The organism is Qipengyuania thermophila, assembly GCF_004153605.1.
Lineage (GTDB): Bacteria > Pseudomonadota > Alphaproteobacteria > Sphingomonadales > Sphingomonadaceae > Qipengyuania_B > Qipengyuania_B thermophila.
Genome location: NZ_SDSI01000002.1, coordinates 175,858 through 198,513, shown reverse-complemented (window position 1 = coordinate 198,513; position 22,656 = coordinate 175,858). Strand labels below are relative to the sequence as shown.

Genomic DNA, 22,656 nt, shown 5'->3' with positions numbered 1-22,656 from the left:
GAATAGCGTCACACCTAGGTCTTTCACTACCGGGTTGTCGGCACGTTCCGCGGTTTCCCGCTCCTGCACAGTCGGACCAGCGCCTCGTCAGCGCCGGCGATATAGGACCGCTTGTGCCTCTGCTCAAGCGCTTCTAGGAGATTTGCGCCCGCGTCAAGGGGCCTCAACCCCGCTGCGGAACCGGAGCATGCGATGACCCCACAGGACGTGCTGGAAGAGTTCCGCGCCAGCGGCGCGCTGCTTGAAGGGCATTTTCTTCTGTCGTCCGGCCGCCACAGCCGGCACTACCTCCAGTGCGCCCGCGTGCTGATGAACGGCCGGCGCGCCGCCCGTCTGGCCGAGGCGCTCGCGCGGCGCCTTCCGGCAGAGCTGCGCGAAGCTGTGGACAAGGTGGTCTCGCCGGCCATGGGAGGGCTGATCATCGGGCACGAGATGGGCCGTGCGCTCGACCGCGACGCGGTGTTTCTCGAACGTGGCGGCGACGGGTTCGTGCTGCGCCGCGGCTTCACGATCGCGCCGGGCGAGCGGGTGTTGCTGGTCGAGGATGTCGTCACCACCGGGCTGTCGAGCCGTGAGGCCATGGCGGCGATCGCGGCGCTGGGCGGCGAGGTCGTGGCCGAGGCGGCGCTGGTCGACCGCAGCGGCGGCAACGCGGATCTTGGCGTGCCGCTGCACGCGCTCCTCAACCTAGACGTTCCCTCCTACGCGCCGGACGCGGTGCCGGCCGATCTGGCAGCCATTCCGCCGGTCAAACCGGGCAGCCGCGCGCAGCCCTCCGCAGCGACGCCATGACCACGGTGCCGGCACCACGCAAGCTGCGGCTGGGCGTCAACATCGATCATGTCGCCACCGTGCGCAACGCCCGAGGGGGCGATCATCCCGACCCGGTCCGCGCGGCACAGCAGGTCGCCGCCGTCGGCGCGGATGGGATCACCGCGCACCTGCGCGAAGACCGCCGCCACATCCGCGACGACGATCTGCGGCGCATCGCCGAGGCCACCGATCTCCCGCTCAACCTCGAGATGGCGGCCACCGCGGAGATGCTGGACATCGCCCTTGCCCACCGGCCGCACGCGGTGTGCCTCGTCCCCGAACGCCGGGAAGAGCGCACGACCGAAGGCGGGCTGGACGCGGCCGGGCAGCACAATCTGCTGTACCCTTTCGTTGACCGGCTGCTTGCCGCCGGCATCCGGGTGTCGCTGTTCATTGCCCCGTGCGAACGACAGCTCGACGCGGCCATCCGCCTGCGCGCCCCGGTGGTGGAGTTCCACACCGGCGAATACGCCCATGCCTCGCCCGAGCAAAGGGCAGCCGAACTGCGCCGGCTTGCCGACATGGCGGCGCTGGCAACCAAGAATGGCATCGAGCCGCATGCCGGCCATGGGCTGACCTACGACAACGTCCAGCCTGTCGCCGCCATTCCGCAGCTTGCCGAACTCAACATCGGCCATTTTCTCGTCGGCGAGGCCATCTTCGTCGGGCTCGAACAGGCCGTGCTGAAGATGCGCCGCCTGATGGATGCGGCGCGATGACCGCTCCGGACGATACTGGCTTGCGCGGGGCCGGTCTGGTGCTGGCGGCGGCGGCCGTGCCGTTCCTCGCATCGCTGCTGCTGCTTGGGCTGGCCGTGGGCACCGGAACGCTGTGGCTGTTCGCGCCGGCCTGGCTCGTCTTTCAGGTGGCGGGCTATGCGGGCGCCTTCCGTATCGCCGGAGGCGACGTCACGCACCCGCTGTTCAAGGCGCAGGTCGCGCTGCACCTTCTCGTGCTGGCGCTCGTCGCCGCAGTCTTCGTGCGTGCGCTGTGATCGTCGGCATCGGCTCCGACCTGTGCAGCATCGAGCGCATCGCCGCCTCGCTCGACCGCTGGGGTGACCGTTTCGAGCAGCGGGTCTTCTCGGCCGGGGAACGCGCCAAGGCGGCGAGCCGGCCGCACACGAAGGCGGGAACGCTGGCCAAGCGGTTCGCCGCCAAGGAGGCGTTCGCGAAGGCGGTCGGCACCGGCTTCGCCCGCGGCGTCTACATGCGGGACATCGCCGTGACGAACGCGCCGTCCGGCGCGCCCACCTTGCACCTGACCGGCGGGGCGGCAAAACGCCTTGCGGAATTGATTCCGCCGGGTCATCTGTCCTTCATCCACCTGACCATGACCGACGACCATCCGTGGGCTCAGGCGTTCGTAATCATCGAGGCAGTCAAGCAATGAGCCCACCATCAGATCCCGCCAATCCTCCCGCCGCGGCCCGCTCGCCGCGCGAGACCGTGCTGGCAAAGGACGGGTCGGCTGCCGCCTCCGAGCGGCGCGAGGAAAGGCGGGAGCCGATCAACTGGCTGGCGGAACTGCGTGGCCTGGCTCTGATGCTCCTCGCTGTGATCGGCTTCCACAGCTTCGTCGCCAAGCCGTTCTACATTCCCAGCGAGTCCATGCTTCCGAACCTCATGGTCGGCGACCGGCTGATCGTGAGCAAGTATCCCTACGGGTTCAACTGGTCGTCCATCTCCTTCCACCTTCTGCCGCGGGGCGACTGGCGCCTCTTCGGCAGCACGCCGGCCTACGGGGACATCGTCGTGCCCGTGCACCCGGTCCGCAGCGAGGATTACATCAAGCGGGTGGTTGCCCTGCCCGGCGACCGCATCGCCATCCGCAATGGCCAGATCATTCTCAACGGCCGTCCCGTGCCGCAGGAAGTCGAGCCGCCGGTCCGCCTGCCGGTCGATCTGAACAGTCGCTGCGACCCGGGCGCCTACCCCGGTATGCGCACCCGCCTGCCTGACGGACGGATCGTCTGCGAGATGCCGGTCTACCGCGAGACGCTGCCGAACGGAGCGAGCTATCTGATCATCGACCATCGTTCGCAGCTGCTCGACGACATGGACGAGATGGTGGTGCCGCAGGATTCCGTCTTCGTGATGGGCGACAACCGCGACCATTCGGCCGACAGCCGCGCTCCGCTGACGGTGGAAGGCGGCGGGCTAGGCGGGCCGGTCCCGCTCGCCAACATCAGCGGCCGGGCCGAGTTCGTCACCTTCTCGCTCGACGGCACCACCAGCCTGAACCCCGTGACCTGGTTCACCTCCCTGCGAGGCGACCGCGCCTGGACCTCGCTGCGGCCGGACATCCGCCCTGCTCCATGACGCCAGGGCTATTGCACACGAACCGCCCAGGCGTCGCGGGCCTCGGCCAACCGCGGCCGCGCATCTGAGACGCGACATCACGGATGGCACGCAAGTTCCTCTACGTCGTGGCGTTTCTCATCGTCCTCGCGATCGGGACGCTCATCGTGCTGCGCCTGTTCTCGAGCGAGCTGACCCGGCTCGCCTTTGTGCCGACCCGGCAGTTCGAGCCGCAGGCGGCGCTGGCGCCGAACGCTTATGCCGACCCGGCTCTGTGGCTCGCCCGGCCCGGTCTTCAGGGGCCGAACCCAGTCCTGTTCCGCCCCAGGCTCGAGAATGCGCCGGACGGGGGCGACGGGCGCGTCGCCCCTCCGACGCCCGTCCGCGCCGCCGTGTTCTTCGTGCACCCGACGAGCTTCGTGGCGCGCAGCCAGTGGAACGCGCCTCTCGACGACCCCGAGTCCCAGGAGCTGGCGCGCACCTATCTGCGCGGCATGGCCAGCCCGTTCGCCGGCGCAACCCAGGTTTGGGCGCCGCGCTACCGCCAGGCCACGGTGGGCGCCTTCCTCGCCCGGTCGCCCGATGCCGATGCGGCGATCGATGCTGCCTATCAGGACGTGGCGCAGGCTTTCGCACAGTTCCTGCAAGACGTGCCGGCAGACCTGCCGATCGTTCTTGCCGGCCATTCGCAGGGCGCACTGCACATCCTGCGCCTGCTGAACGAGACGGTGGGCGATGATCTGCGCCGCCGCCTCGCCGTGGCCTACATCATCGGCTGGCCCGTCTCCGCCGACCGTGACCTGCCTTCGCTTGGGCTGCCGGCCTGTGCGCAGCCGGACCAACGCGGCTGCATCGTCAGCTGGTCGAGCTTCGCGGAGCCGGCGGATCCGTCCGCGCTGCTCGGCACCTATGCCGCCTCGCTGGGTTTCGACGGTCAGGCGCGCGGAGACAGTCCGATCGTGTGCACGAACCCCCTGACCGGGCGCAGCGGCGGGGAAGCGCCCGCTGCCGCCAATCTGGGCACCCTGAAGCCGGAAGAGAACAACGGCGATGCCGTGCTGGTCCCCGGGGCCGTTCCGGCCCGCTGCGACCGGCGCGGCCTGCTGCTGATCGGCGCGCCCCCGCGGATGGGCTCGGCCGTGCTGCCCGGCAACAACTACCACGTCTATGACATTCCGCTGTTCTGGGCCAATCTGCGCGCCGACTTCGCTCGGCGTCTGGCAGGCGCCGCGTCATGACGATGGTCACGGAGGAGGCGGAGCAGTTCGCCCGCCATCTTCCGGACGGCGGCGCGCTGATGGGGCTGGATCCCGGCACACGCACCCTGGGCGTGGCGCTGTGCGATGCGGGCTGGCGCTTCGCCACGCCGCACCTCAGCCACAGGCGCGGGAAGTTCGGCGCCGATGCGCAGGTGCTGGCCACGATCGCGGCGGAACGGTCGGTCAAGGGCGTCGTGTGCGGCCTGCCGCGCAACATGGATGGCAGCGAGGGGCCACGGGCGCAGAGCGCCCGGGCCTTCTGTCGCAACCTGGCGGAGCGGCTCGGCCTGCCCGTCCTGCTGTGGGACGAGCGCTGGTCCACCGTTGCGGCCACGCGCAGTCTCGTGGAGCAGGATTTCAGTCGCTCACGCCGCGCCGGGATGGTCGACGCTCATGCAGCCGCGGTCATCCTCCAGGCGGCCCTCGACCGCCTGACCCGCACGGGACAGGCCTCGATCTGACCGACTCCACGCCTGCGGGAAGGGTTGCGCAAACCGCTGCGGGTTGCCAAGCGCGCGCGCATGAACCGACCCGCGCACGGATCCACCTTCGACCCCGCCCAGGCGGCGCCCCTGCTGCTGCGCCTGGGTCATGTCGGCTGGCTGGGGCTTGAGTATCACAGCCACGGGGATGACTGGACCGAGCTGGTTCTGCCCTGGCGCGATGACCTGCTTGGCGACAGCGAGCGGGAGCTTCTCGCCACCGGCCCGATCGTCAGCCTGTGCGACATGGCGAGCGGCATGGCGATCTGGAACGCCATGGCGCGGTTCGTCCCGATCGCCACACTCGACCTGCGCGTCGATTATCAGCGCGCTGCCCGCCCCCGCCACGCCGTCCACGCGCGGGCGCGGTGCTACACGCTCACCCGTTCCTCGGCGTTCGTCACCGGCACCGCCCACGACGGGGACAGCAGCGATCCCGTGGCCCGCTTCAGCGGCTGCTTCATGCGCATCGACCGGCCTGCCGTGGCATGAGCGTGCAACCTGACGTCCTGACCCCCTACGCGCGGGCGCTCGGCATCGAGGTGGCCGGAATGGACGGCGGCATCGCTCTCGTGCTGCCGTTCGCCTCGTCAGTCGAGGGGCGGCCGGGCGTGCTGCATGGCGGTGCGATCGGCGGGCTGCTGGAGACGGCCGGCTATGCTGCTGTGCAGATCACCTTGGCGGAGCAGGAGATCGAACGGCGGCTGAAGCCGATCAACGTCACCGTGCAGTTCCTCAGCGCGGGCAGACCGCATCCAACTTATGCGCAAGGACGCATCGTGCGCCTCGGCCGGCGCGTGGCGAACGTGGCCGTCGAAGCGTGGCAGGCGGATCGCGCTAAGCCGATCGCGACGGCCGTGATGAACATCATGGTCGCGCCCGCCCGGCCGCCGCTTGGGAGCGATTGACGCAGGCACGTTCGCGTGGCGGGGCGTCCTCAGCGCGGCGGGAACGCCTCCTCGAAGGCCCGTTCGCCTGCCCGGCGCCCGCGTTCCTCGATCTGCCGGGCCTGCTCGCGCGCCTCGCGGCGAAGTTCCGCTGCACGGCGACGCATCTCGGCCGGTCCGCGCCCGTCGAACCGAACGCCGTCACGCCCGATCGACACCTCGAGGGGCTCTCCGCCGATGTCGGTGGAGACGACCGCATCCCCTTCGCGCACCCGGACCCGGACGTCAGAGCCGGGCACCTGCACCGGCGGCAGCAGCGGCAGTTCACCCGCATCAAGCGGCACATCCGGCAACACCTCTTCCTCGGCCGCTCGGGGCAGCGGCTGCACCACCGGAGCAGCGCCCACGCCAAGCGCGCCACCCATGAACTCGCGCCAGACGCGCGCGGGCAGGCCGCCGCCCGACACGCCCTGCAGGGGCGAATTGTCGTCGTTGCCGACCCAGACACCGACGACCAGATCGCCTGCGTAGCCGACAAACAGGGCATCGCGATGATCCTGCGTCGTGCCGGTCTTGCCGTAGGCGGCGATGGCCAGCCGCGCCGCACGGCCGGTGCCGTCATCCACCGCACTGCGCAGCAATTCCTGCATCTTCTGCTGCGTCCCGCGCGAGAAGTGGCTCGGCCCGTCGGTCATGCGGCTGATCCAGCCGCGCTCCGCCTGCGGAAGACCGTGCGGCTTCACGGGGTACGCGCCCGCTGCAACCGCCGCGTAGGCAGCGGTCAGTTCCATCAGGCTCATCTCGGCCGTTCCCAGCGCCATGGTCGGATCGCCCGGGTCGAGCGGAGCGGTGACGCCCAGGGCCCGGGCCGTATCGATCACCGCGCCGGTGCCGACCTGCTGGATGAGGCGGACGGCGGCGACATTGCTGGACTCCGCGAACGCCTCGCGCAGGGTCATTTCGGAGCGGTAGCCGCCATTGAAGTTCTGCGGCCGGTAGGTGCCGGTGGTGAAGCGTGAACCGTCGATCGTGTCGTCGAGATCCATGCCTTGCCTGACCGCCGTGAGATAGACGAACAGCTTGAAGGTGGATCCGGGCTGGCGGCGCGCCTGCGTGGCCCGGTTGAACGCCGACCGCGCGTAATTGCGCCCGCCGACCAGCGCCACGACCTCGCCGCTGGGACGCATCGCCACCAACGCCATCTGCGCCGATCCGGCCGGCGCCTGCCGCACCACCCGCTCGGCAAGGCGCTGCAGGCGCGAGTCGAGCGTGGTGACGACTTCCTGCGTCTCGTAGCCGCGCTCGATCACCTGCTGCGCCTGCGGCATCACCCAGTCGGCGAAATACGTGCCCGCTGGCAGCTCGTCGCGCCGTCGCACGTCGAGGCGCGGCGCCTTCATGCTGCGCGCCTCGTCGGCCGATATGTACCCCGCGTCCTCCATCGCGCCGACGACGAGCCGCATCCGCCGTTCGGCGCGGGCGTAGTGCTTGACCGGATTGTACGCGGACGGCGCCTGCAGCAATCCCGCCAGCATCGCCGCCTGCGCCGGTGTCAGGCGTTCGGGCTGACGATGAAAGAAGTGCAGCGATGCGGCACGCAGGCCGTAGGTGTTATCCCCGAAATAGGCGTTCGAGAGGTAGCGCTCGAGGATCTCGTCCTTGGACAGCCACGCTTCGAGCCAGAAGGCGATCATCACCTCACGCGCCTTGCGGGTCAGCGTCTGTTCGGGCGTGAGGAAGGTGAACTTGGCGAGCTGCTGGGTGATCGTCGATCCGCCCCCCACCCCTGTCCAGGCGGCGCGGGCCATGCCGCGCGGATCGATGCCCCAGTGCGTGTAGAAGCGCCGGTCCTCGATGGCGAGGAAGGCGTTGACGACGTGCGGCGGCAGAGCGTCGATGCGGACCGGATCGTCGACATACGCCCCCTTGCGCGCGATGGGCGTGCCATCCGCGGCGAGAAGGGTGATCTGCGGCGGTGCCAGCGGTTCCAGTGACTTGCTGAGCGGCGCGGTGAAGAACAGGTAGCCGATGGCCACGAACAGGAGCAGCAGCGCGCCGGCAAGACCACGGACAACCCAGCGCAGACGCCCGGCATCAGGTCGGTCGTGGGAGGGCGAGCCCTGGGACGGCTCGTCTTCGAGGGACGCATCGTCCCATGTTGCGGCCCACGGCTCCGCCAAGGTGTAGTAGCCGCCGGCCTCTTCGTGACCGGTGTCGCGGCGGCGTGGGAGCGAGGAGAAGGGCGCGCGCATCTTCGCTGAGGTCATGACCTACTGTATTGCACGAACAATACACACCTGCATAGCCGGTCCATCCTGAACGGGAACCGACCCGCCGCTCGCTCAGGCCGCGCTGGCGATGCTCTCGGGCAGATCGGTGTTGAACACCCTCTGGAAGTACTCGGCGACGATGGCCCGCTCCTCCTCGTCGCACTTGTTCAGGAACGACAGGCGGAAGGCGAAGCCCACATCGTTGAAAATCGCGTAATTCTCCGCCCACGCGATCACGGTGCGCGGGCTCATCACGGTGGAGATGTCGCCATTCATGAAGCCTTGCCGCGTCAGCTCGGCCACCTTGACCATGGACGCGACCACCGCGGGATCGGTCGCCGGCGACTTGGCGGTGACGATGGCCTGTTCCGTTTCGGCGGGCAGGTAGTTCAGCCCGACGACGATGCTCCAGCGGTCCATCTGTCCCTGATTGATGGCGTTGGTGCCATGGTACAGGCCGCTCGTGTCGCCGAGGCCGACCGTGTTGGCGGTCGCGAACAGCCGGAAATACGGATGCGGGCTGATGACCCGGTTCTGATCGAGCAGGGTCAGCTTGCCCTGCTGCTCCAGCACACGCTGGATCACGAACATGACGTCGGGCCGACCGGCGTCGTACTCGTCGAACACCAGCGCGACCGGCCGTTGAAGCGCCCATGGCAGCAGGCCTTCGCGGAACTCGGTCACCTGCAACCCTTCGCGCAGAACGATGGCGTCGCGGCCGACGAGGTCAATGCGGCTGATGTGCGCGTCGAGATTGATGCGGATGCACGGCCAGTTCAGGCGGGCGGCGACCTGCTCGATGTGGGTGGACTTGCCGGTCCCGTGATAGCCCTGCACCATTACACGCCGGTTGTGAGCGAAGCCGGCAAGGATCGCGAGGGTGGTGTCCGGGTCGAACACGTAGGTGTCGTCGGTGGCGGGCACCCGCTCGTCGCGCTGGCTGAAGGCCGGCACCTGCCAGTCGATGTCGATGCCGAAAGTTTCGCGGACATCCACCATGCGGTCGGGTTCGCTGGGCATCGTGTCGGCCGGGTTGCCGCCGGGAGCGGCCGGAGCGTGCGCCGTTGCGTGAAGCGTCATGGCCGGTGGCGGTAGACAAGGCGGCGTAAGGGCGCAAGCGCACTTGCCCTGTCAGCGGAGCAACATGCCGTTTTCAGCGTCTTGCGCCTCGCATTCGCCGACGCGCCACCCTAGCTTTCGGTGATGCGACCTGCCCGTCCGCAGCCTTTCGAGCCCGTGGCCGACGCGGTCCGGGCGAAGCTCGTGGCACGGGTGCGGTCCATCTTCAACGACAGCGCGGCGGGAGAGGCGCCCGTGCTGCCCTCCGACGACGCCCTGTTCGAGCGCGACTCGCCCATCCGGCTCGTCCATGCCGATGTGGTGAGCATGATGGTCGGGGGCCTCAGGAGCCTGCTGCTGCAGATGCTCCACCCCCATGCCCTGCAGGGGGTGCTGGACCACTCGGACTTCCGCGTGGACATGCACGGGCGGCTGCGGCGCACGGCCCGCTTCATCGCGCTGACCACCTATGGCGAGCGGGCGCAGGCCGAAGCGGCGATTGCGGCGGTGAACCGCATCCACGAACGGGTGAGCGGCAATCTGCCGGACGGGACGCCCTATTCGGCCCGCGAGCCGCGCGTGCTCGCCTGGGTGCATCTTGCCGGCGCGCACAGCTTCCTTGCCGCCTACACCCGGCTCACCCGCCCGGATTTTCCAGCCTCGCAGCAGGACGCATACTACCGCCAGTTCGCAGTCATCGCCCGCAAGCTCGGTGCCGATCCGATCCCGCATTCGCGCGCCGAGGCGGAGCGGTTGATGAAGGCGTTTCGCGGCGACCTGCGCACATCGGCCGAAGCGCGCGACGTGGCGCGGATCGTGCTGGCCGAACGTCCCGCCGGCGCGCCCGCCGCGCTGCAGAAGATGATCGCGGCCGAAGCGGTTGCGATGCTGCCGCCGTTCGCCCGCGCCATGCTCAACCTGCCCCATCCCGGTCCGCTGGCCGTGGCGGCGCGTGCCGGCACGCGCGCCGCCGGAAGCACCCTGCGCTGGGCCTTCCGGCGTCCCCACCCTGACACGCCGGACAGCGCCGGCTCATGAAGCAAACGCGGTGCTGGCGCGCAGCAGCTGATAGGCGTCCAGAACGCGGCGCAGGCGGTCCTCGTGCCGGCGGTCTCCGCCGTTGCGGTCTGGATGGTAGCGGCGGACGAGTTCGGAGTAACGGCGGCGCAGGGCGGGCAGGTCGGTCTCCGCATTCAGACCGAGCGTCGCCAAGGCGCTGACCTCGTCCGGGGTGAAGCGGCCGCCTGTGCCGGCAGCCGCCATGCCGGCCGCGCGCATCCGCATCCCGCGCGCCCGCGCCTCGATCGCGTCAAGCGGATCGCGGAAATCGGCCCAGCGCGGCATGTCTCCGGCCATCGCCGCCGCCGGCGAGCCGATGCTCTCCGTCCGCCAGCCGTAAACGGGCGACTGCGCCGCCATGATCTCCTCGGCGCTCATCCCCGCGAACCAGTCGTAGCGCTGATTGAAGGCGCGTACATGGTCGAGGCAGTACCAGTGATAGGCGCCCGGCCCGTCGGAGCTGCTGCCGCGGGCGGATGGCGCCCGAAATTCGCCGGGCTGATCGCAGCCCGGATCTTCGCACACCCTGCCCTTCCTCTCGTGGCGTCCATGGAACTTGTCGCGCGTCATGAAGCTTTCCAGTGTGGGGGGCGACCGTCACAAAACCAAGAGAGGCCTGCGCCGATGACACATCCGCACACCATGAGCGTCGACGAGGAGATCACGACCCTGCTGACGCAGGCGTTCGCGCCGACGCGACTGGAAGTGATCAACGACAGCGCCCGTCACCGCGGTCATGCCGGTGACGATGGCAGCGGCGCCTCGCATTTCAGCATCCTTATCGAGGCGCCGGCCTTCGCCGGCCGAACCCGGCTGGAGCGGCAGCGGCTTGTGATCCGGGCACTGGGCGACATTCCCGGGAACCGCGTGCACGCCGTGGCCATCCGCGCCGCCGCTCCGGGAGAGGGCGCATGATCAACGATGATCCGGTCGAACAGACCATCACTCCGGTGGCCCACGATCTCGGCCAGTTCGAGGTGCGGCGCGCCCTGCCCTCGAAAGCGCGGAGCATGGTGGGACCGTTCATCTTCGTCGACCAGTTCGGCCCCGCGCAGCTGGCGCTCGGCGAGGGCATGGATGTGCGGCCGCACCCGCACATCAATCTTGCCACTGTCACCTGGCTGTTCGAGGGCGCCATCGATCACCGGGACAGCGTGGGCAGCTTCGCCACGATCCGGCCCGGACAGGTGAACCTGATGACGGCCGGGCGAGGCATCGTCCATTCCGAGCGCTCGCCGTCCCAGGATCGGGCGCGGGGGCCGCGGCTCTACGGGATGCAGACCTGGCTGGCTCTGCCCGACGAACGCGAGGAGCTCGACCCGGCTTTCGAGGCGCAGACGGAACTGCCGATCGTCGAGGACAGCGGCGCGCGCGCAACGGTGGTCATGGGCACGCTGTGGGGCCGGCGGGCACCGACGACAACCCATGCGGACACGATCTATGCCGACATCGTGCTCGGCGCGCGCAGCTCCATCCCGGTCGATGCCGACGCCGACGAACGCGCGGTTATGCTGATCGCCGGAGACGCAGCCATCGGCGGAGTGCCGCTGAACCTCTACGAGCTGACGGTGCTCCGCCCCGGCCTCGCGCTCAAGCTGGAAAGCGCGACCGGCGCACGCGTCGTGCTCCTGGGCGGAGAGGCGTTCCGCACCCCGCGCCACGTCTGGTGGAACTTCGTGTCCTCCAGCCGCGACCGTATCGAACAGGCGAAACGCGACTGGCTGGCGGGCCGCTTCCCGCTGGTGCCCGGCGACACGGAGGAGTACATCCCCCTGCCGGAGCGGCCGACGACGGTCAGCTACCCCTGAGAGGGTGTTCAAGGAGAGGGCGCATGTACGTGCAAGGGTTCATCGTTCCCGTCGCGGCCGGGAACAAGGATGCGTATGCGGCGACGGCCGAGCGGTTCTGGCCGATCGCCCGCGATCACGGCGCCCTTTCGCATGTCGAGTGCTGGGAGGAGGATGTCCGCGACGGGGAGGTGACGGATTTCCGCCGGGCGGTCGATGCACGCGAGGGCGAGCGGATCGTCTTTGCGTGGATGATCTGGCCGGACAAGGCCACGGCTGACGCGGCGCACGAGAAGGTGATGGCCGATCCGCGCATGGCCGAGTTCGGCGACATGCCGTTCGACGGCGCCCGCATGGTCCATGGCGGCTTCACTCCGCTTGTCGAGCGGCACGCATGACGCCGGACCCGCTGCGGCAGCACCGCGTCGATCTGGGCGGCGGCATCGCTCTCGACACGGTGGACATGGGGCCGCGCGACGCGCCTGCCTTGCTGTTCCTGCACGGCTTTCCGGAAAGCCACCGCACCTGGCGGCACCAGATCAGGCACTTCAGCGACAGGTTCCGCTGCATCGCGCCTGATCAGCGCGGCTACCGCGGCTCGTCGAAGCCGCAGGACGTCCACGCCTACACGCCCGACAAGCTCATCGGTGACGTGTTCCGCCTCGCCGACGCGCTCGCGGTCGAGCGCTTCACGATCGTCGGCCACGACTGGGGCGGAGCGATCGCCTGGGGCGTGGCGCTTGGCGGACAGCAGAACGGCAGGGTCGAGCGGGCAGTGGTTGCCAACGCGCCGCATCCCGCCATCTTCCAGCGACTGCTCTACACCGATCGGGTCCAGCGCGAGGCAAGCCAGTACATTCGCGGGTTTCGTGATCCGGCCAACGACGCGCTGGTGCGTGAACAGGGGCTCGTGGGCATTCTGCTGAAGGAGGTGCGCTGGGATCGCCCCTCCTCCATGGAACCCGAGGAGCGCTCCGCATTGCTCGCCGAATGGCAGGACCGGGACGCGGCTTTCGCGATGCTCAACTGGTATCGCGCCTCGCCCATCGACGTGCCCCCTCTGGATGCCCCCTACGCGCTGCCCGAGGGGTGGAACCCGCCCGCACTGCCGACGCTGACAATCCCGACGCTGGTGATCTGGGCGATGGACGACCTTGCCCTGCCGCCGGCCAACCTGGACGGACTGGAGGGCGTCGTCACCGACCTGACGGTGGAGCCGGTGCACGGCTGCGGGCATTTCGTTCCATGGGAAGCGCCAGACGCGGTCAACGCGGCGATGGAGCGGTTCCTGTCACGCAGACCCTGATCGGCGCGGGCTCCCACCGCCATTGCCCTTTCAGCACCCCTCCTCTATCTGCACCGCCCATGCCTTCCCCGCTGACCTTTGCCGTGCCCAAGGGGCGCGTGCTCGACGAGGCCTTGCCGGTGATGGCGGCGGCGGGCGTGGTGCCGGAAGCCGCCTTTCACGACAAGGCCTGCCGGGCGCTGACCTTCGCGACCGCGCGTGCCGACCTTCGCCTGATCCGCGTGCGCGCTTTCGATGTCGCGACCTTTGTCGCTCATGGCGCGGCACAGGTCGGCATCGTCGGCTCCGACGTTATCGAGGAGTTCGGCTACGCCGAACTGTACGCCCCAGTCGATCTTGAGATCGGCCGATGCCGTCTGGCGCTTGCCCGCCCGGCGGCCGCAGCACAGCCGGACGGCGCGAGCCATTTGCGCGTCGCCACCAAATACCCCAATCTGACCCGCCGGCACTTCGAGCGCCGGGGCATTCAGGCCGAATGCATCAAGCTCAGCGGTGCCATGGAACTCGCGCCCGTCCTGGGACTGGCCGACCAGATTGTCGATCTGGTGTCCACCGGACGCACGCTGAGGGACAACGGGCTGGTGGAAGTGGAGCGGATCGCCGACGTGACCAGCCGCTTCATCGTCAACCGGGCCGCGTGGAAGACGGACGGGCGGATCGCCGCGCTGATCGCCGCGTTCCGTGACGGCTCCCGCCGGGAGGCCTCGTGATGCGCCTTCTGCGGAGCCGGGACGGCGGCTTTGCCGCGCAGTTCGAGGCGCTGGCGAGCGGGCCTCGCGGCGACAGTCCGGACGTAACGGACACGGTGGCGGCAATCCTGGCGGATGTGCGCGTGCGCGGCGATGCCGCAGTGGCAGAGCACACCGCCGCTCATGATGGCCACCGGCTCGCACACGACACGGACTGGTGCATTTCGCCCGCGCAATGCCGTCAGGCGTACGACGCCTTGAGCGGCGACCTGCGCGCGGCGCTGACGCTCGCCGCCGACAGGATCAGGGCATTCCACGAGGGGCAGCTGCCGGCCGACCGGGACTACACCGATGCGGCGGGGATCCGCCTCGGGGCGCGCTGGAGTGCGGTTGATGCCGCGGGCCTGTACGTGCCCGGCGGGCGGGCGGCCTATCCCTCGTCCCTCCTGATGAATGCGCTTCCGGCCCGCGTGGCGGGGGTGGAGCGGCTCGTGGTGACAACGCCGACTCCCGGCGGCCAGGTCAATCCTCTGGTGCTGGCGGCCGCGCACGTCGCCGAAGTCGACGAAGTGTGGCGCATCGGCGGCGCGCAGGCCATCGGCGCCCTCGCCTTCGGCACCGGGCGCATCCGTCCCGTCGATGTAATCACGGGACCGGGCAACGCCTTCGTCGCCGAGGCCAAGCGGCAGGTGTTCGGCGTCGTCGGGATCGACATGATCGCGGGCCCGAGCGAAATCCTCGTCATTGCCGATGCGGCCAACGACCCGCGCTGGATCGCCGCCGATCTGCTCAGCCAGGCCGAACACGACCCGTCGGCACAGGCGGTCCTGATCACCGACGACGATGCGTTCGCCGAGGCGGTGGTCGAGGCGGTCGCCGACGAACTGCGGGGCCTGGCCACTGCCGCGGTCGCCAGCGAGAGCTGGTCGGTCAACGGCGCCGTCGTCGTCGTGGATGACCTGCTGGCGGAGGCGCCGGCCCTGGCAAACAGGCTTGCCGCCGAGCACGTGGAACTGGCCTTGGATGATCCCGAGGCGATGTTTGCACGCATCCGCCACGCCGGCAGCGTCTTTCTCGGCCGGCACACACCCGAAGCCGTGGGAGACTACATTGCGGGGCCCAATCATGTTCTGCCGACCGGCCGTCGTGCCCGTTTCAGCAGCGGGCTGTCGGTGCTCGACTTCATGAAGCGGACGAGCTTCATCGCGGTGCCGGAGGGCGGGCTGCCGCAGATCGGCCCGGCGGCGGCGGCGCTTGCCCATGCGGAGGGGCTGCCGGCGCACGCCCGCTCGATCGAGGTCCGGCTGGCATGACCGGGCGCAGCACGCCGCAGCGCGCCCGCACACGCTCGGCCGCCCGGCTGGCGGCGGTTCAGGCGCTTTATCAGCGCGAGATGGAGCGCACGCCCGTTGCGCGCCTGCTCGACGAGTTCCACCAGCACCGGCTCGGGCGCGTCATCGAGGACTTGGAGATGGAGCAGGCCGACGTGCCCTTCTTCGACTCGCTCGTGCAAGGGGTGGCGGCGAGGCAGCAGGATCTGGACGCGCTGGTCGGCGGCAAGCTGGCGCGCGGCTGGACGCTGGAACGCATGGACAAAACCATGCTCCAGGTGCTCCGCGCCGGTGCGTTCGAACTTCTGGCGCGGCCGGACGTCCCCAAAGCCGCGGCGATCAGCGAGTATGTGGATGTCGCGAAGGCCTTCTTCGACGACGATCAGGCGCGGTTCGTGAACGGAGTGCTGGACGCCGTCGCCCGCGAGGTGCGGCCGTAGACGAGCGGGCGTTCCTTGCCGCCCTTCGCGGCCTGGCGGGCAATCCCGCGGCCCGCGGCCTTGCCGACGATGCCGCCGTTCTCGCACTGGGCGCTGAAACGCTCGTCCTGACCCACGACTCCATGGTCGAGGGCATCCACTGGCTTGCCGAGCAGGACATGGCGGATGTGGCGTGGAAGCTGCTGGCGGCCGCCCTGTCGGATCTGGCCGCGAAGGGGGCGGAGCCGCTGGGCGTGCTGCTCTCCTACCAGCTTGGCGGGGATGAGGATGCATTCCTTCGCGGGCTTGAAGAGGCATTGCGAGCGTTCGACGTGCCCTTGCTCGGCGGCGACACGACGGGAAGCCGGGGGCCGCGCAGCTTCGGCGTCACGGCGATCGGCAAGGCGGGGTGCGGCTCCGTCCCCGACCGCCGCGGGGGCCGTGCCGGCGACGTGCTCCATGTCACCGGCGTGATCGGCCGCGCGATGCTCGGTTTCGAAGCCCTGCGCGCAGGCCGCGGAGACAGCGCTCCCTACCGCCGGCCGGCGCCCCTGCTGAAGGAAGGTCGCCTTCTTGCGCCGGTGGTCACGGCGATGATGGACGTGTCCGACGGCCTGCTGCTCGACGCGCAGCGCCTGGCCCTCGCTAGCGGGCTGACGATCGACATCGACACTGCAGCGGTTCCCGTTGCCGACCCCTCGCGCCGCGACGCGTGCCTGCGGTGGGGGGACGACTACCAGTTGCTGTTTGCCCTGCCCCCGGACTGCCGATCCCCGGTTCCCGCGCACGCCATCGGCCGCCTCACCGAACGCGAGCCTGCCGCGCTCTGCCTTGACGGCCTGCCCGTCGATGAGGACGATGGGCTCGGCTTCCTGCACGAATAATTCGCAAGACGGGCTTCAGGCGCAAGGAACCGGAGCCGGTCTCCCCTTGCCACGCAATTTGCTGCGCCTATACCTGTCGTCAACTTGTAAGAAGATGCAGGCCTGGCCCTGTCGCCGGGACCGGCCGTGTGCGGGGGGTATTCTGGTGCAATATGTGATCGTGGCCATCGTCCTCGGCTTCCTCGCCATCCTGTACGGGTTCGTGACGAGCCGGCAGGTCTTGCGCATGGGGTCGGGCAACGACCGGATGCGGGAGATCGCCGCCGCCATCGAGGAGGGCGCCCGCGCCTACCTGCGGCGGCAATACACCACCATCGCCCTTGTCGGGGTTGTCGTTGCCGCGCTGGTCTACGTCTTCCTCGACCTGCCACGAGGCGGTGTGCCGGTGTCGGCGGCCGGCTTCCTGCTCGGCGCGCTTCTGTCGGGTGCCGCCGGGTTCATCGGCATGCTCATTTCTGTGCGGGCCAACGTCCGCACGGCGGCGGCGGCGCAGAGCGGGCTGCAGCAGGGCCTGACGGTCGCCTTCCGCGCGGGCGCCATCACCGGCCTGCTCGTCGCCGGGCTGGCACTGCTGGCCATCGCCGTGTTCTTCGCCGTGCTCATCGGACCGATGGGTCTGCCGGTGAATGACCGGGAAGTCATCGACGCGCTTGTCGCGCTTGCCTTCGGCGCTTCGCTCATCTCGATCTTCGCGCGGCTGGGAGGCGGCATTTTCACCAAGGCGGCCGATGTCGGCGCCGATCTCGTGGGCAAGGTCGAGGCGGGGATCCCCGAAGACGATCCGCGCAACCCGGCGGTCATCGCCGACAATGTCGGCGACAATGTCGGCGACTGCGCGGGCATGGCGGCCGACCTGTTCGAGACCTATGTCGTGACCGTCGGGGCGACCATGGTGCTCACCGCCCTGCTCGTGCGGACGGCCGGGGATCTGCTGCTCCCGCTGATGGCCCTGCCGCTGCTCATCGGGGGCGCGTGCATCCTGACCTCGATCATCGGCACCTTCTTCGTGCGGCTGGGGCGCGGCAATTCCATCATGGGGGCTATGTACAAGGGTTTCCTGATCAGCGCCGTGCTGGCCGTGCCGTTGATCTGGCTGGCGATGCAGGCGACGCTCGGCGACATGAACGCCGTGATCGGCGGCGCCAACCTCGGAAATGTGGACATCGGCGCGCCTCTGGCCGAGGAAGGAACGTCGTCGCAGGTGGCGTTCACGGGCTGGGGGCTGTTCTGGTGTGCGATCCTGGGCCTGGTGGTGACGGCTCTCATCATCTGGATCACCGAGTACTACACCGGCACCGGATACCGCCCGGTGCAGTCCATCGCCAAGGCGTCCGTCACCGGCCATGGCACCAACGTCATCCAGGGGCTGGCGATCTCGCTCGAAGCGACCGCCCTCCCCACGCTGGTGATCGTCAGCGGCATCATCGTCGCCTTCCAGCTCGCGGGCCTTCTGGGGATCGCCTACGCGGCGACGGCCATGCTGGCGCTTGCCGGGATGGTGGTGGCCCTCGACGCCTACGGGCCGGTCACCGACAATGCGGGCGGCATCGCCGAAATGGCTGGCCTTGATGCCGCGGTGCGTGAAAAGACCGACGCGCTCGACGCGGTGGGCAACACCACCAAGGCCGTGACGAAGGGCTATGCCATCGGCTCGGCCGGGCTGGCCGCGCTGGTGCTGTTTGCCGCCTACACCGCCGATCTCGCCGAGTATTTCCCCGGCACGGACGTCGACTTCAGCCTCGAGAACCCGTACGTCATCGTCGGACTGTTCCTCGGTGCGCTCCTGCCATACCTGTTCGCGGCGCTCGGCATGACCGCCGTCGGCCGCGCCGCGGGGGACGTGGTGACCGATGTGCGGCAGCAGTTCGCCGAAAATCCGGCCATCATGACTTTCGAGACAAAGCCCGACTACGCCCGGACGGTCGATCTGGTCACCAAGGCGGCCATCAAGGAGATGATCGTGCCGTCGCTGCTGCCCGTGCTTGCGCCGGTGGTGGTCTATTTCGCCATCGCCGCGGTCGCCGGACAGCAGAACGGCTTTGCCGCGCTGGGGGCACTGCTGCTCGGGGTCATCGTCGGCGGCCTGTTCGTCGCCCTGTCGATGACCAGCGGCGGCGGCGCGTGGGACAACGCCAAGAAGTTCATCGAGGACGGCAACCACGGCGGCAAGGGCTCCGACGCGCACAAGGCGGCGGTGACCGGCGACACCGTCGGCGATCCCTACAAGGACACGGCCGGCCCGGCCGTCAATCCGATGATCAAGATCACCAACATCGTCGCGCTGCTGCTCCTGGCGGCGCTTGCGGGCGGCGGCGCATGACGCCGGCGGGCCTGATCAGCCGCCGCCGCGGAGACGGTGCGGCCGGTTGACGCCTCGCCCTCGGCGGCGCAGGGCCGCGGCATGACGAACACATCCGCGGACGAAGCCGCCGCCAGCCCGCAGGCGCTGGTGCAGGGGCTTGCCGACCTGCTGACCCTCGCGCCCGACGGCGAGGACGCCTTCACCGGCCAGCCCCAGCCCGGCGGCGTGGGCCGCGTCTTCGGCGGCCAGGTGATCGCGCAGGCGTTGCAGGCAGCCTGCGCCACGGTCAGCCCGGAACGGGTCGCGCACTCGCTGCACGCCTATTTCCTTCGCGGCGGCGAGGAGGGTCGGCCGATCCGTTATCGTGTCGAACGCCAGTTTGACGGACGCAGCTTCGCCAGCCGGCGCGTGGTGGCCGAGCAGGAGGGAACGGCGATCCTGACGATGAGCGCCGGTTTCCAGCGACCGGAGGACGGGCTTCACCACCAGCAGGCCGAGCTGCCGAACGTCCCCGGCCCGGAAAGCCTCGAGCCGGACTCCGTGCGGATGCGCCGCGTGGCGGAGCGGCTGGGAGACGCGATCACGCCGGCACAGCGCGCCTGGATGCTGCGCCCGCGCCCGATCGAGTTCCGCAGCGTCGAGCCCCGCGACGGCCGCAGCCGCGACCCGCGCCCGCCGCTGGCGCACGCCTGGTTCCGGGCCGTCGCATCGCCCGGCGACGATCCCGCTCTGCATCGTGCAATCATCGCCTACGCATCGGACTTCATGCTGCTGGGCACCAGCGCCCTGCCCCACGGACTGAGCTGGACGCGCGGCGAACTGGTCAGCGCCAGTCTCGACCATGCGCTCTGGTTCCACCATCCGGCCCGCGTGGACGAATGGCTCCTTTACGTCTGCGACAGCCCCTGGTCCGGCGGCGGGCGGGGCTTCAATCGCGGGCAGATCTTCAACGCTGCCGGCCGCCTGATTGCCAGTGTGGCGCAGGAAGGCGTCATCCGGCGGCAGCGCGGCACTCCGCCGGCGACACGGACCGGCTGAGGACGCAGCTTGCCAGTGTTCCCGCTGGGCTGTAAGTGCAGCTTTGCTGAAGATGCTGGCGGATTGGTGAGCGGGTGACGACAAAGAACTCCACCGGTCTGCTGAGCACGAGCGACGGCACCAGCCTTGCGGACGCGGCCTTCACGCGGCAGTGGCTCGAGAAAATCGGCTTCTCGCTCATCCAGTGGCCCTGGCTGCTGCGCAGCCTGTGGGGCGGTTCGCGTGCCGAGAAGGAACGTCTGCTCGACCGCATCGGGCTTCCCCGCGATGCCCTGCCCAACCTCGGCAGCTGGAAAGCGGACACGTTTCTCCTGCACCGGATCGTGGACGAGATAGAGGCCCGGCGTCCGGCGGTGGTGGTGGAACTGGGATCCGGCGCGACCTCGCTGGTCATCGCCGCGGCGCTGCGGCACCACGGCGGCGGCCGCTTGCACAGCTATGACCAGCATCGCCCTTTTGTCTCGGCGATGGGAGAGTGGCTCGCCGAACATGGCCTCGACGCATCGTTCCGGCATGCCCCGCTGCGCAACCGGTCCCCGGCCTGGCCGGGCGTGTGGTATGACCTCGACGACGTGCCCGACGCGATCGACCTGCTGATCGTCGACGGTCCGCCGTGGACCATTCACCCGCTCGTGCGCGGCGCGGCCGAAACCCTGTTCCCGCGCCTCGCCAGCGGCGGCGCTGTTCTGCTTGACGATGCGGCCCGGCCGGGCGAGCGTGTGGTGGCCCGGAGGTGGAAGCGGCGCTGGCGCAACATCGCCTTCCAGTTCGAGCGCGGCGGGAGCAAGGGCCTGCTGATCGGACGCCGCGCCTGACCGGCTCGGTCCGGATCAGCCCCCGGCGTGGTAGAAGTCGTAGACCTTCTGCGCCACGCTGTCGCTGACACCGGGTGCGCGCTTCAGGTCTTCCAGAGCCGCGGCCCTGACCTTGGCCGCGGTGCCGAAATGCAGCAGCAGGGCGCGTTTGCGGGCCGGTCCGATGCCGGGGATCTCGTCGAGCGGTGATGCGGAAATGGCGCGGCTGCGCTTGGCACGGTGGGCGCCGATGGCGAAACGGTGCACTTCGTCACGCAGGCGCTGAAGGTGGAACAGCAGCGGCGAGTTGACCGGCAAGGTCTTTTCGCGCCCGTCGGGGAAGTGGAACACCTCGCGCCCCTCGCGGCCATGATGCGGCCCCTTGGCAATGGCGATCAGGGGCACGTGTTCGATGCCAAGCTCCTCCAGGACGCTGCGCACCGACGACATCTGCCCCTTGCCTCCGTCGATGAGGACGAGGTCCGGCCAGACCCCTTCGCTCTGGCGGTCCGGATCCTGTTCCATCGCGCGGGCAAAGCGGCGCTGCATGACTTCGCGCATCATGGCGCAGTCGTCGTTGGTCTGTGCAGAGCGGATGTTGAACTTGCGATACTGACCCTTTTCGAACCCCTCCGGACCCGCGACGATCATCGCGCCGACGGCCTTCTGGCCCTGGATGTGCGAATTGTCGTAGACCTCGATCCTTCGCGGCGGCGCGTCGAGTTCGAAGAATTCGGCGAGCTCCTGGTTCAGCCGCGCCTTGGTGCCGCTCTCGGCGAGGCGGCGCTCCAGCGCTTCGGTGGCGTTCCGCCGCGCCTGATCGATCAGCCGGCGCCGGTCGCCGCGCTGTCCCATGGCGATGTCGACGCGGCGGCCGGCAAGTTCGCACAGCGCCTGCGTCAGAAGCGCGCGCTCCGGCAATTCGCGGTCGACAAGAATGGTCTGCGCCGGCGGCACCTCTTCGTAGAACTGGAGGAGCACCTGCATCAGCACGTCGCTTTCGTCCAGATCGTGCGTGTTGCCAGGGAAGAAGGCGCGGTGGCCCCAGTTCTGTCCGCCGCGGATGAAGAACCCCTGGACACAGACATGCCCGCCCTTGCTCGCAAGCGCGAAGACGTCGGCATCGCCCACACCGCTTGCGTTGATCGCCTGCGTTCCCTGAATGAAGGTTGCCGCCCGCAGGCGGTCACGCAGGAGGGCGGCGGTCTCGAAGTCGAGATTGGCGGCCGCCTCCGCCATCTGCCGCTCCAGCCCGGCCTGCACCTGGCTCGACTTGCCGGCGAGGAAGTCCTTGGCCTGCTGCACGAGCTGGTCATAGCCCGCCTTGTCGATCCGCCCGACGCAGGGCGCCGAACAGCGCTTGATCTGGTAAAGCAGGCATGGCCGCCGCCGGGTGGCGAAGAAGCTGTCCGTGCACGAACGCAGGAGAAACAGCTTCTGCAACGCGTTGATCGTGGTGTTGACCGACCCGGCGCTGGCAAACGGACCGTAATAGGAGCCCTTGAACCGCCGGGCGCCGCGATGCTTGGTGATGCGCGGGAAGTCGTGCTCCGCCCGCAGCAGGATGAAGGGGAAGCTCTTGTCGTCGCGCAGCAGGACGTTGAACGGCGGCCGGAACCGCTTGATCAGTTGCGCCTCCAGCAGCAGCGCCTCCGCTTCCGATCCCGTGACGACGATCTCCATCGCGCGCGTCTGGCTGACCATGCGACGCAGGCGGTTGGTGAGGGCGCTGAGCTGCGTGTAGTTCGCCACCCTCGCCTTCAGGCTGCGGGCCTTGCCGACATAAAGGACGTCGCCCCGCCCGTCGATCATGCGGTACACGCCGGGGCGCGCCTTGAGCGTCCGCAACGTCTCGCGGATCGCACGGACGCCTGCGTCGAGGTCGGGCTGTGCCGAAGCCACGGCCGCGATGGCATGGCTTTCGGTGAAGCGGTCGGGCGGTGCTGCGGAGGACCGGGTGCGGGGCGGATCGCTCAT

25 protein-coding genes are annotated in these 22,656 nt (G+C 69.4%); 21 read left to right on the top strand and 4 right to left on the bottom strand.

From position 1 onward, the window contains the following. Nucleotides 1–192: 192 nt before the first annotated feature. From pyrE to ETO60_RS05190, 9 genes are all read left to right on the top strand, one after another. A complete protein-coding gene (gene pyrE, locus ETO60_RS05230; protein ID WP_130003464.1) occupies nucleotides 193–792 on the top strand; it encodes an orotate phosphoribosyltransferase in 600 nt (199 codons plus the stop codon). Further along, entirely contained in the window at nucleotides 789–1,532 is a 744-nt protein-coding gene (locus ETO60_RS05225) for a pyridoxine 5'-phosphate synthase (protein WP_130003461.1), read from the top strand. Before pyrE ends, ETO60_RS05225 begins: the two co-directional genes overlap by 4 nt. Next, complete coding sequence (locus ETO60_RS05220; protein WP_130003459.1) at nucleotides 1,529–1,807, top strand: pyridoxal phosphate biosynthetic protein; 279 nt, start codon at nucleotides 1,529–1,531, stop codon at nucleotides 1,805–1,807. The genes ETO60_RS05225 and ETO60_RS05220 overlap by 4 nt, the downstream gene beginning before the upstream one ends. Continuing rightward, nucleotides 1,804–2,205 (top strand): holo-ACP synthase, encoded by a 402-nt coding sequence (gene acpS / locus ETO60_RS05215; RefSeq protein ID WP_130003457.1) that lies wholly within the window; start codon nucleotides 1,804–1,806, stop codon nucleotides 2,203–2,205. The genes ETO60_RS05220 and acpS overlap by 4 nt, the downstream gene beginning before the upstream one ends. Next, on the top strand, nucleotides 2,202–3,134 hold the full coding sequence (gene lepB / locus ETO60_RS05210; protein WP_130003455.1) for a signal peptidase I: 933 nt from the start codon (nucleotides 2,202–2,204) through the stop codon (nucleotides 3,132–3,134). Before acpS ends, lepB begins: the two co-directional genes overlap by 4 nt. 83 nt (nucleotides 3,135–3,217) lie before the next feature. Beyond that, nucleotides 3,218–4,351 (top strand): DUF3089 domain-containing protein, encoded by a 1,134-nt coding sequence (locus tag ETO60_RS05205; RefSeq protein WP_130003453.1) that lies wholly within the window; start codon nucleotides 3,218–3,220, stop codon nucleotides 4,349–4,351. A gap of 2 nt (nucleotides 4,352–4,353) precedes the next feature. Further along, complete coding sequence (gene ruvX, locus ETO60_RS05200) at nucleotides 4,354–4,833, top strand: Holliday junction resolvase RuvX (RefSeq protein WP_130004559.1); 480 nt, start codon at nucleotides 4,354–4,356, stop codon at nucleotides 4,831–4,833. 60 nt (nucleotides 4,834–4,893) lie between these two features. After that, complete coding sequence (locus ETO60_RS05195) at nucleotides 4,894–5,346, top strand: PaaI family thioesterase (RefSeq protein ID WP_130003451.1); 453 nt, start codon at nucleotides 4,894–4,896, stop codon at nucleotides 5,344–5,346. Next, nucleotides 5,343–5,762: a PaaI family thioesterase gene (locus ETO60_RS05190; RefSeq protein ID WP_130003449.1), complete on the top strand. Its 420-nt coding sequence runs from the start codon at nucleotides 5,343–5,345 to the stop codon at nucleotides 5,760–5,762. The genes ETO60_RS05195 and ETO60_RS05190 overlap by 4 nt, the downstream gene beginning before the upstream one ends. 29 nt (nucleotides 5,763–5,791) lie before the next feature. Here ETO60_RS05190 and ETO60_RS05185 read toward each other — a convergent pair whose 3' ends face one another. Both ETO60_RS05185 and ETO60_RS05180 read right to left on the bottom strand, forming a co-directional pair. Beyond that, nucleotides 5,792–8,008 carry a transglycosylase domain-containing protein gene (locus ETO60_RS05185; protein ID WP_234026342.1) on the bottom strand — a complete coding sequence of 739 codons (2,217 nt, stop codon included), beginning with the start codon at nucleotides 8,006–8,008 and terminating at the stop codon, nucleotides 5,792–5,794. 75 nt (nucleotides 8,009–8,083) lie between these two features. Continuing rightward, nucleotides 8,084–9,031, bottom strand: coding sequence for an AAA family ATPase (locus tag ETO60_RS05180; protein ID WP_130004555.1), 948 nt, complete (start codon nucleotides 9,029–9,031; stop codon nucleotides 8,084–8,086). Nucleotides 9,032–9,214: 183 nt separating this feature from the next. Here ETO60_RS05180 and ETO60_RS05175 point away from each other — a divergent pair, with 183 nt between their 5' ends. Further along, nucleotides 9,215–10,108 (top strand): oxygenase MpaB family protein, encoded by an 894-nt coding sequence (locus ETO60_RS05175; RefSeq protein ID WP_130003447.1) that lies wholly within the window; start codon nucleotides 9,215–9,217, stop codon nucleotides 10,106–10,108. Here the strand turns inward: ETO60_RS05175 and ETO60_RS05170 are convergent. Then, nucleotides 10,103–10,699 (bottom strand): J domain-containing protein, encoded by a 597-nt coding sequence (locus tag ETO60_RS05170; RefSeq protein ID WP_130003445.1) that lies wholly within the window; start codon nucleotides 10,697–10,699, stop codon nucleotides 10,103–10,105. The genes ETO60_RS05175 and ETO60_RS05170 overlap by 6 nt on opposite strands. A gap of 54 nt (nucleotides 10,700–10,753) precedes the next feature. Between ETO60_RS05170 and ETO60_RS05165 the strand changes: the two genes are divergently transcribed. The 11 genes from ETO60_RS05165 to ETO60_RS05115 all read left to right on the top strand — a co-directional run bounded on the left by ETO60_RS05165 (nucleotide 10,754) and on the right by ETO60_RS05115 (nucleotide 20,700). Then, on the top strand, nucleotides 10,754–11,044 hold the full coding sequence (locus ETO60_RS05165) for a BolA family protein (protein WP_234026341.1): 291 nt from the start codon (nucleotides 10,754–10,756) through the stop codon (nucleotides 11,042–11,044). Beyond that, nucleotides 11,041–11,937, top strand: coding sequence for a pirin family protein (locus ETO60_RS05160; RefSeq protein WP_130003443.1), 897 nt, complete (start codon nucleotides 11,041–11,043; stop codon nucleotides 11,935–11,937). Before ETO60_RS05165 ends, ETO60_RS05160 begins: the two co-directional genes overlap by 4 nt. 23 nt (nucleotides 11,938–11,960) lie before the next feature. After that, entirely contained in the window at nucleotides 11,961–12,314 is a 354-nt protein-coding gene (locus tag ETO60_RS05155) for a DUF1428 domain-containing protein (RefSeq protein WP_130003441.1), read from the top strand. Continuing rightward, nucleotides 12,311–13,222 (top strand): alpha/beta fold hydrolase, encoded by a 912-nt coding sequence (locus ETO60_RS05150; RefSeq protein WP_130003439.1) that lies wholly within the window; start codon nucleotides 12,311–12,313, stop codon nucleotides 13,220–13,222. Before ETO60_RS05155 ends, ETO60_RS05150 begins: the two co-directional genes overlap by 4 nt. Before the next feature lie 59 nt (nucleotides 13,223–13,281). Further along, a complete protein-coding gene (hisG, locus tag ETO60_RS05145; RefSeq protein WP_130003437.1) occupies nucleotides 13,282–13,932 on the top strand; it encodes an ATP phosphoribosyltransferase in 651 nt (216 codons plus the stop codon). Further along, on the top strand, nucleotides 13,932–15,224 hold the full coding sequence (gene hisD / locus ETO60_RS05140) for a histidinol dehydrogenase (RefSeq protein ID WP_130003435.1): 1,293 nt from the start codon (nucleotides 13,932–13,934) through the stop codon (nucleotides 15,222–15,224). Before hisG ends, hisD begins: the two co-directional genes overlap by 1 nt. After that, nucleotides 15,221–15,682 carry a transcription antitermination factor NusB gene (gene nusB, locus ETO60_RS05135; RefSeq protein ID WP_130003433.1) on the top strand — a complete coding sequence of 154 codons (462 nt, stop codon included), beginning with the start codon at nucleotides 15,221–15,223 and terminating at the stop codon, nucleotides 15,680–15,682. The genes hisD and nusB overlap by 4 nt, the downstream gene beginning before the upstream one ends. Nucleotides 15,683–15,714: 32 nt before the next feature. Continuing rightward, nucleotides 15,715–16,545, top strand: coding sequence for a thiamine-phosphate kinase (gene thiL / locus ETO60_RS05130; RefSeq protein ID WP_130004551.1), 831 nt, complete (start codon nucleotides 15,715–15,717; stop codon nucleotides 16,543–16,545). A gap of 145 nt (nucleotides 16,546–16,690) precedes the next feature. Then, on the top strand, nucleotides 16,691–18,865 hold the full coding sequence (locus ETO60_RS05125) for a sodium-translocating pyrophosphatase (protein ID WP_130004549.1): 2,175 nt from the start codon (nucleotides 16,691–16,693) through the stop codon (nucleotides 18,863–18,865). A gap of 81 nt (nucleotides 18,866–18,946) precedes the next feature. Then, the gene (locus ETO60_RS05120; protein ID WP_130003431.1) at nucleotides 18,947–19,885 is read left to right on the top strand and encodes an acyl-CoA thioesterase; all 939 of its coding nucleotides are present in this window, start codon (nucleotides 18,947–18,949) and stop codon (nucleotides 19,883–19,885) included. 74 nt (nucleotides 19,886–19,959) lie between these two features. Further along, nucleotides 19,960–20,700, top strand: a complete 741-nt coding sequence (locus ETO60_RS05115; RefSeq protein ID WP_130003429.1) for a class I SAM-dependent methyltransferase — start codon at nucleotides 19,960–19,962, stop codon at nucleotides 20,698–20,700. Between the two features lie 15 nt (nucleotides 20,701–20,715). Here ETO60_RS05115 and uvrC read toward each other — a convergent pair whose 3' ends face one another. Further along, on the bottom strand, nucleotides 20,716–22,656 hold the full coding sequence (uvrC, locus tag ETO60_RS05110; protein ID WP_130003427.1) for an excinuclease ABC subunit UvrC: 1,941 nt from the start codon (nucleotides 22,654–22,656) through the stop codon (nucleotides 20,716–20,718).

Coding starts and splice junctions, on each gene's coding strand:
- ETO60_RS05190 (WP_130003449.1), top strand. CDS start 5,343: ATGAGCGTGCAACCTGACGTCCTGACCCCCTACGCGCGGGCGCTCGGC.
- ETO60_RS05160 (WP_130003443.1), top strand. CDS start 11,041: ATGATCAACGATGATCCGGTCGAACAGACCATCACTCCGGTGGCCCAC.
- lepB (WP_130003455.1), top strand. CDS start 2,202: ATGAGCCCACCATCAGATCCCGCCAATCCTCCCGCCGCGGCCCGCTCG.
- ETO60_RS05175 (WP_130003447.1), top strand. CDS start 9,215: ATGCGACCTGCCCGTCCGCAGCCTTTCGAGCCCGTGGCCGACGCGGTC.
- ETO60_RS05185 (WP_234026342.1), bottom strand. CDS start 8,008: ATGACCTCAGCGAAGATGCGCGCGCCCTTCTCCTCGCTCCCACGCCGC.
- ETO60_RS05165 (WP_234026341.1), top strand. CDS start 10,754: ATGACACATCCGCACACCATGAGCGTCGACGAGGAGATCACGACCCTG.
- ETO60_RS05195 (WP_130003451.1), top strand. CDS start 4,894: ATGAACCGACCCGCGCACGGATCCACCTTCGACCCCGCCCAGGCGGCG.
- ETO60_RS05220 (WP_130003459.1), top strand. CDS start 1,529: ATGACCGCTCCGGACGATACTGGCTTGCGCGGGGCCGGTCTGGTGCTG.
- ETO60_RS05170 (WP_130003445.1), bottom strand. CDS start 10,699: ATGACGCGCGACAAGTTCCATGGACGCCACGAGAGGAAGGGCAGGGTG.
- ETO60_RS05155 (WP_130003441.1), top strand. CDS start 11,961: ATGTACGTGCAAGGGTTCATCGTTCCCGTCGCGGCCGGGAACAAGGAT.
- hisG (WP_130003437.1), top strand. CDS start 13,282: ATGCCTTCCCCGCTGACCTTTGCCGTGCCCAAGGGGCGCGTGCTCGAC.
- ruvX (WP_130004559.1), top strand. CDS start 4,354: ATGGTCACGGAGGAGGCGGAGCAGTTCGCCCGCCATCTTCCGGACGGC.
- hisD (WP_130003435.1), top strand. CDS start 13,932: ATGCGCCTTCTGCGGAGCCGGGACGGCGGCTTTGCCGCGCAGTTCGAG.
- ETO60_RS05150 (WP_130003439.1), top strand. CDS start 12,311: ATGACGCCGGACCCGCTGCGGCAGCACCGCGTCGATCTGGGCGGCGGC.
- ETO60_RS05180 (WP_130004555.1), bottom strand. CDS start 9,031: ATGCCCAGCGAACCCGACCGCATGGTGGATGTCCGCGAAACTTTCGGC.
- ETO60_RS05205 (WP_130003453.1), top strand. CDS start 3,218: ATGGCACGCAAGTTCCTCTACGTCGTGGCGTTTCTCATCGTCCTCGCG.
- nusB (WP_130003433.1), top strand. CDS start 15,221: ATGACCGGGCGCAGCACGCCGCAGCGCGCCCGCACACGCTCGGCCGCC.
- ETO60_RS05225 (WP_130003461.1), top strand. CDS start 789: ATGACCACGGTGCCGGCACCACGCAAGCTGCGGCTGGGCGTCAACATC.
- uvrC (WP_130003427.1), bottom strand. CDS start 22,656: ATGAGCGATCCGCCCCGCACCCGGTCCTCCGCAGCACCGCCCGACCGC.
- pyrE (WP_130003464.1), top strand. CDS start 193: ATGACCCCACAGGACGTGCTGGAAGAGTTCCGCGCCAGCGGCGCGCTG.
- ETO60_RS05120 (WP_130003431.1), top strand. CDS start 18,947: ATGACGAACACATCCGCGGACGAAGCCGCCGCCAGCCCGCAGGCGCTG.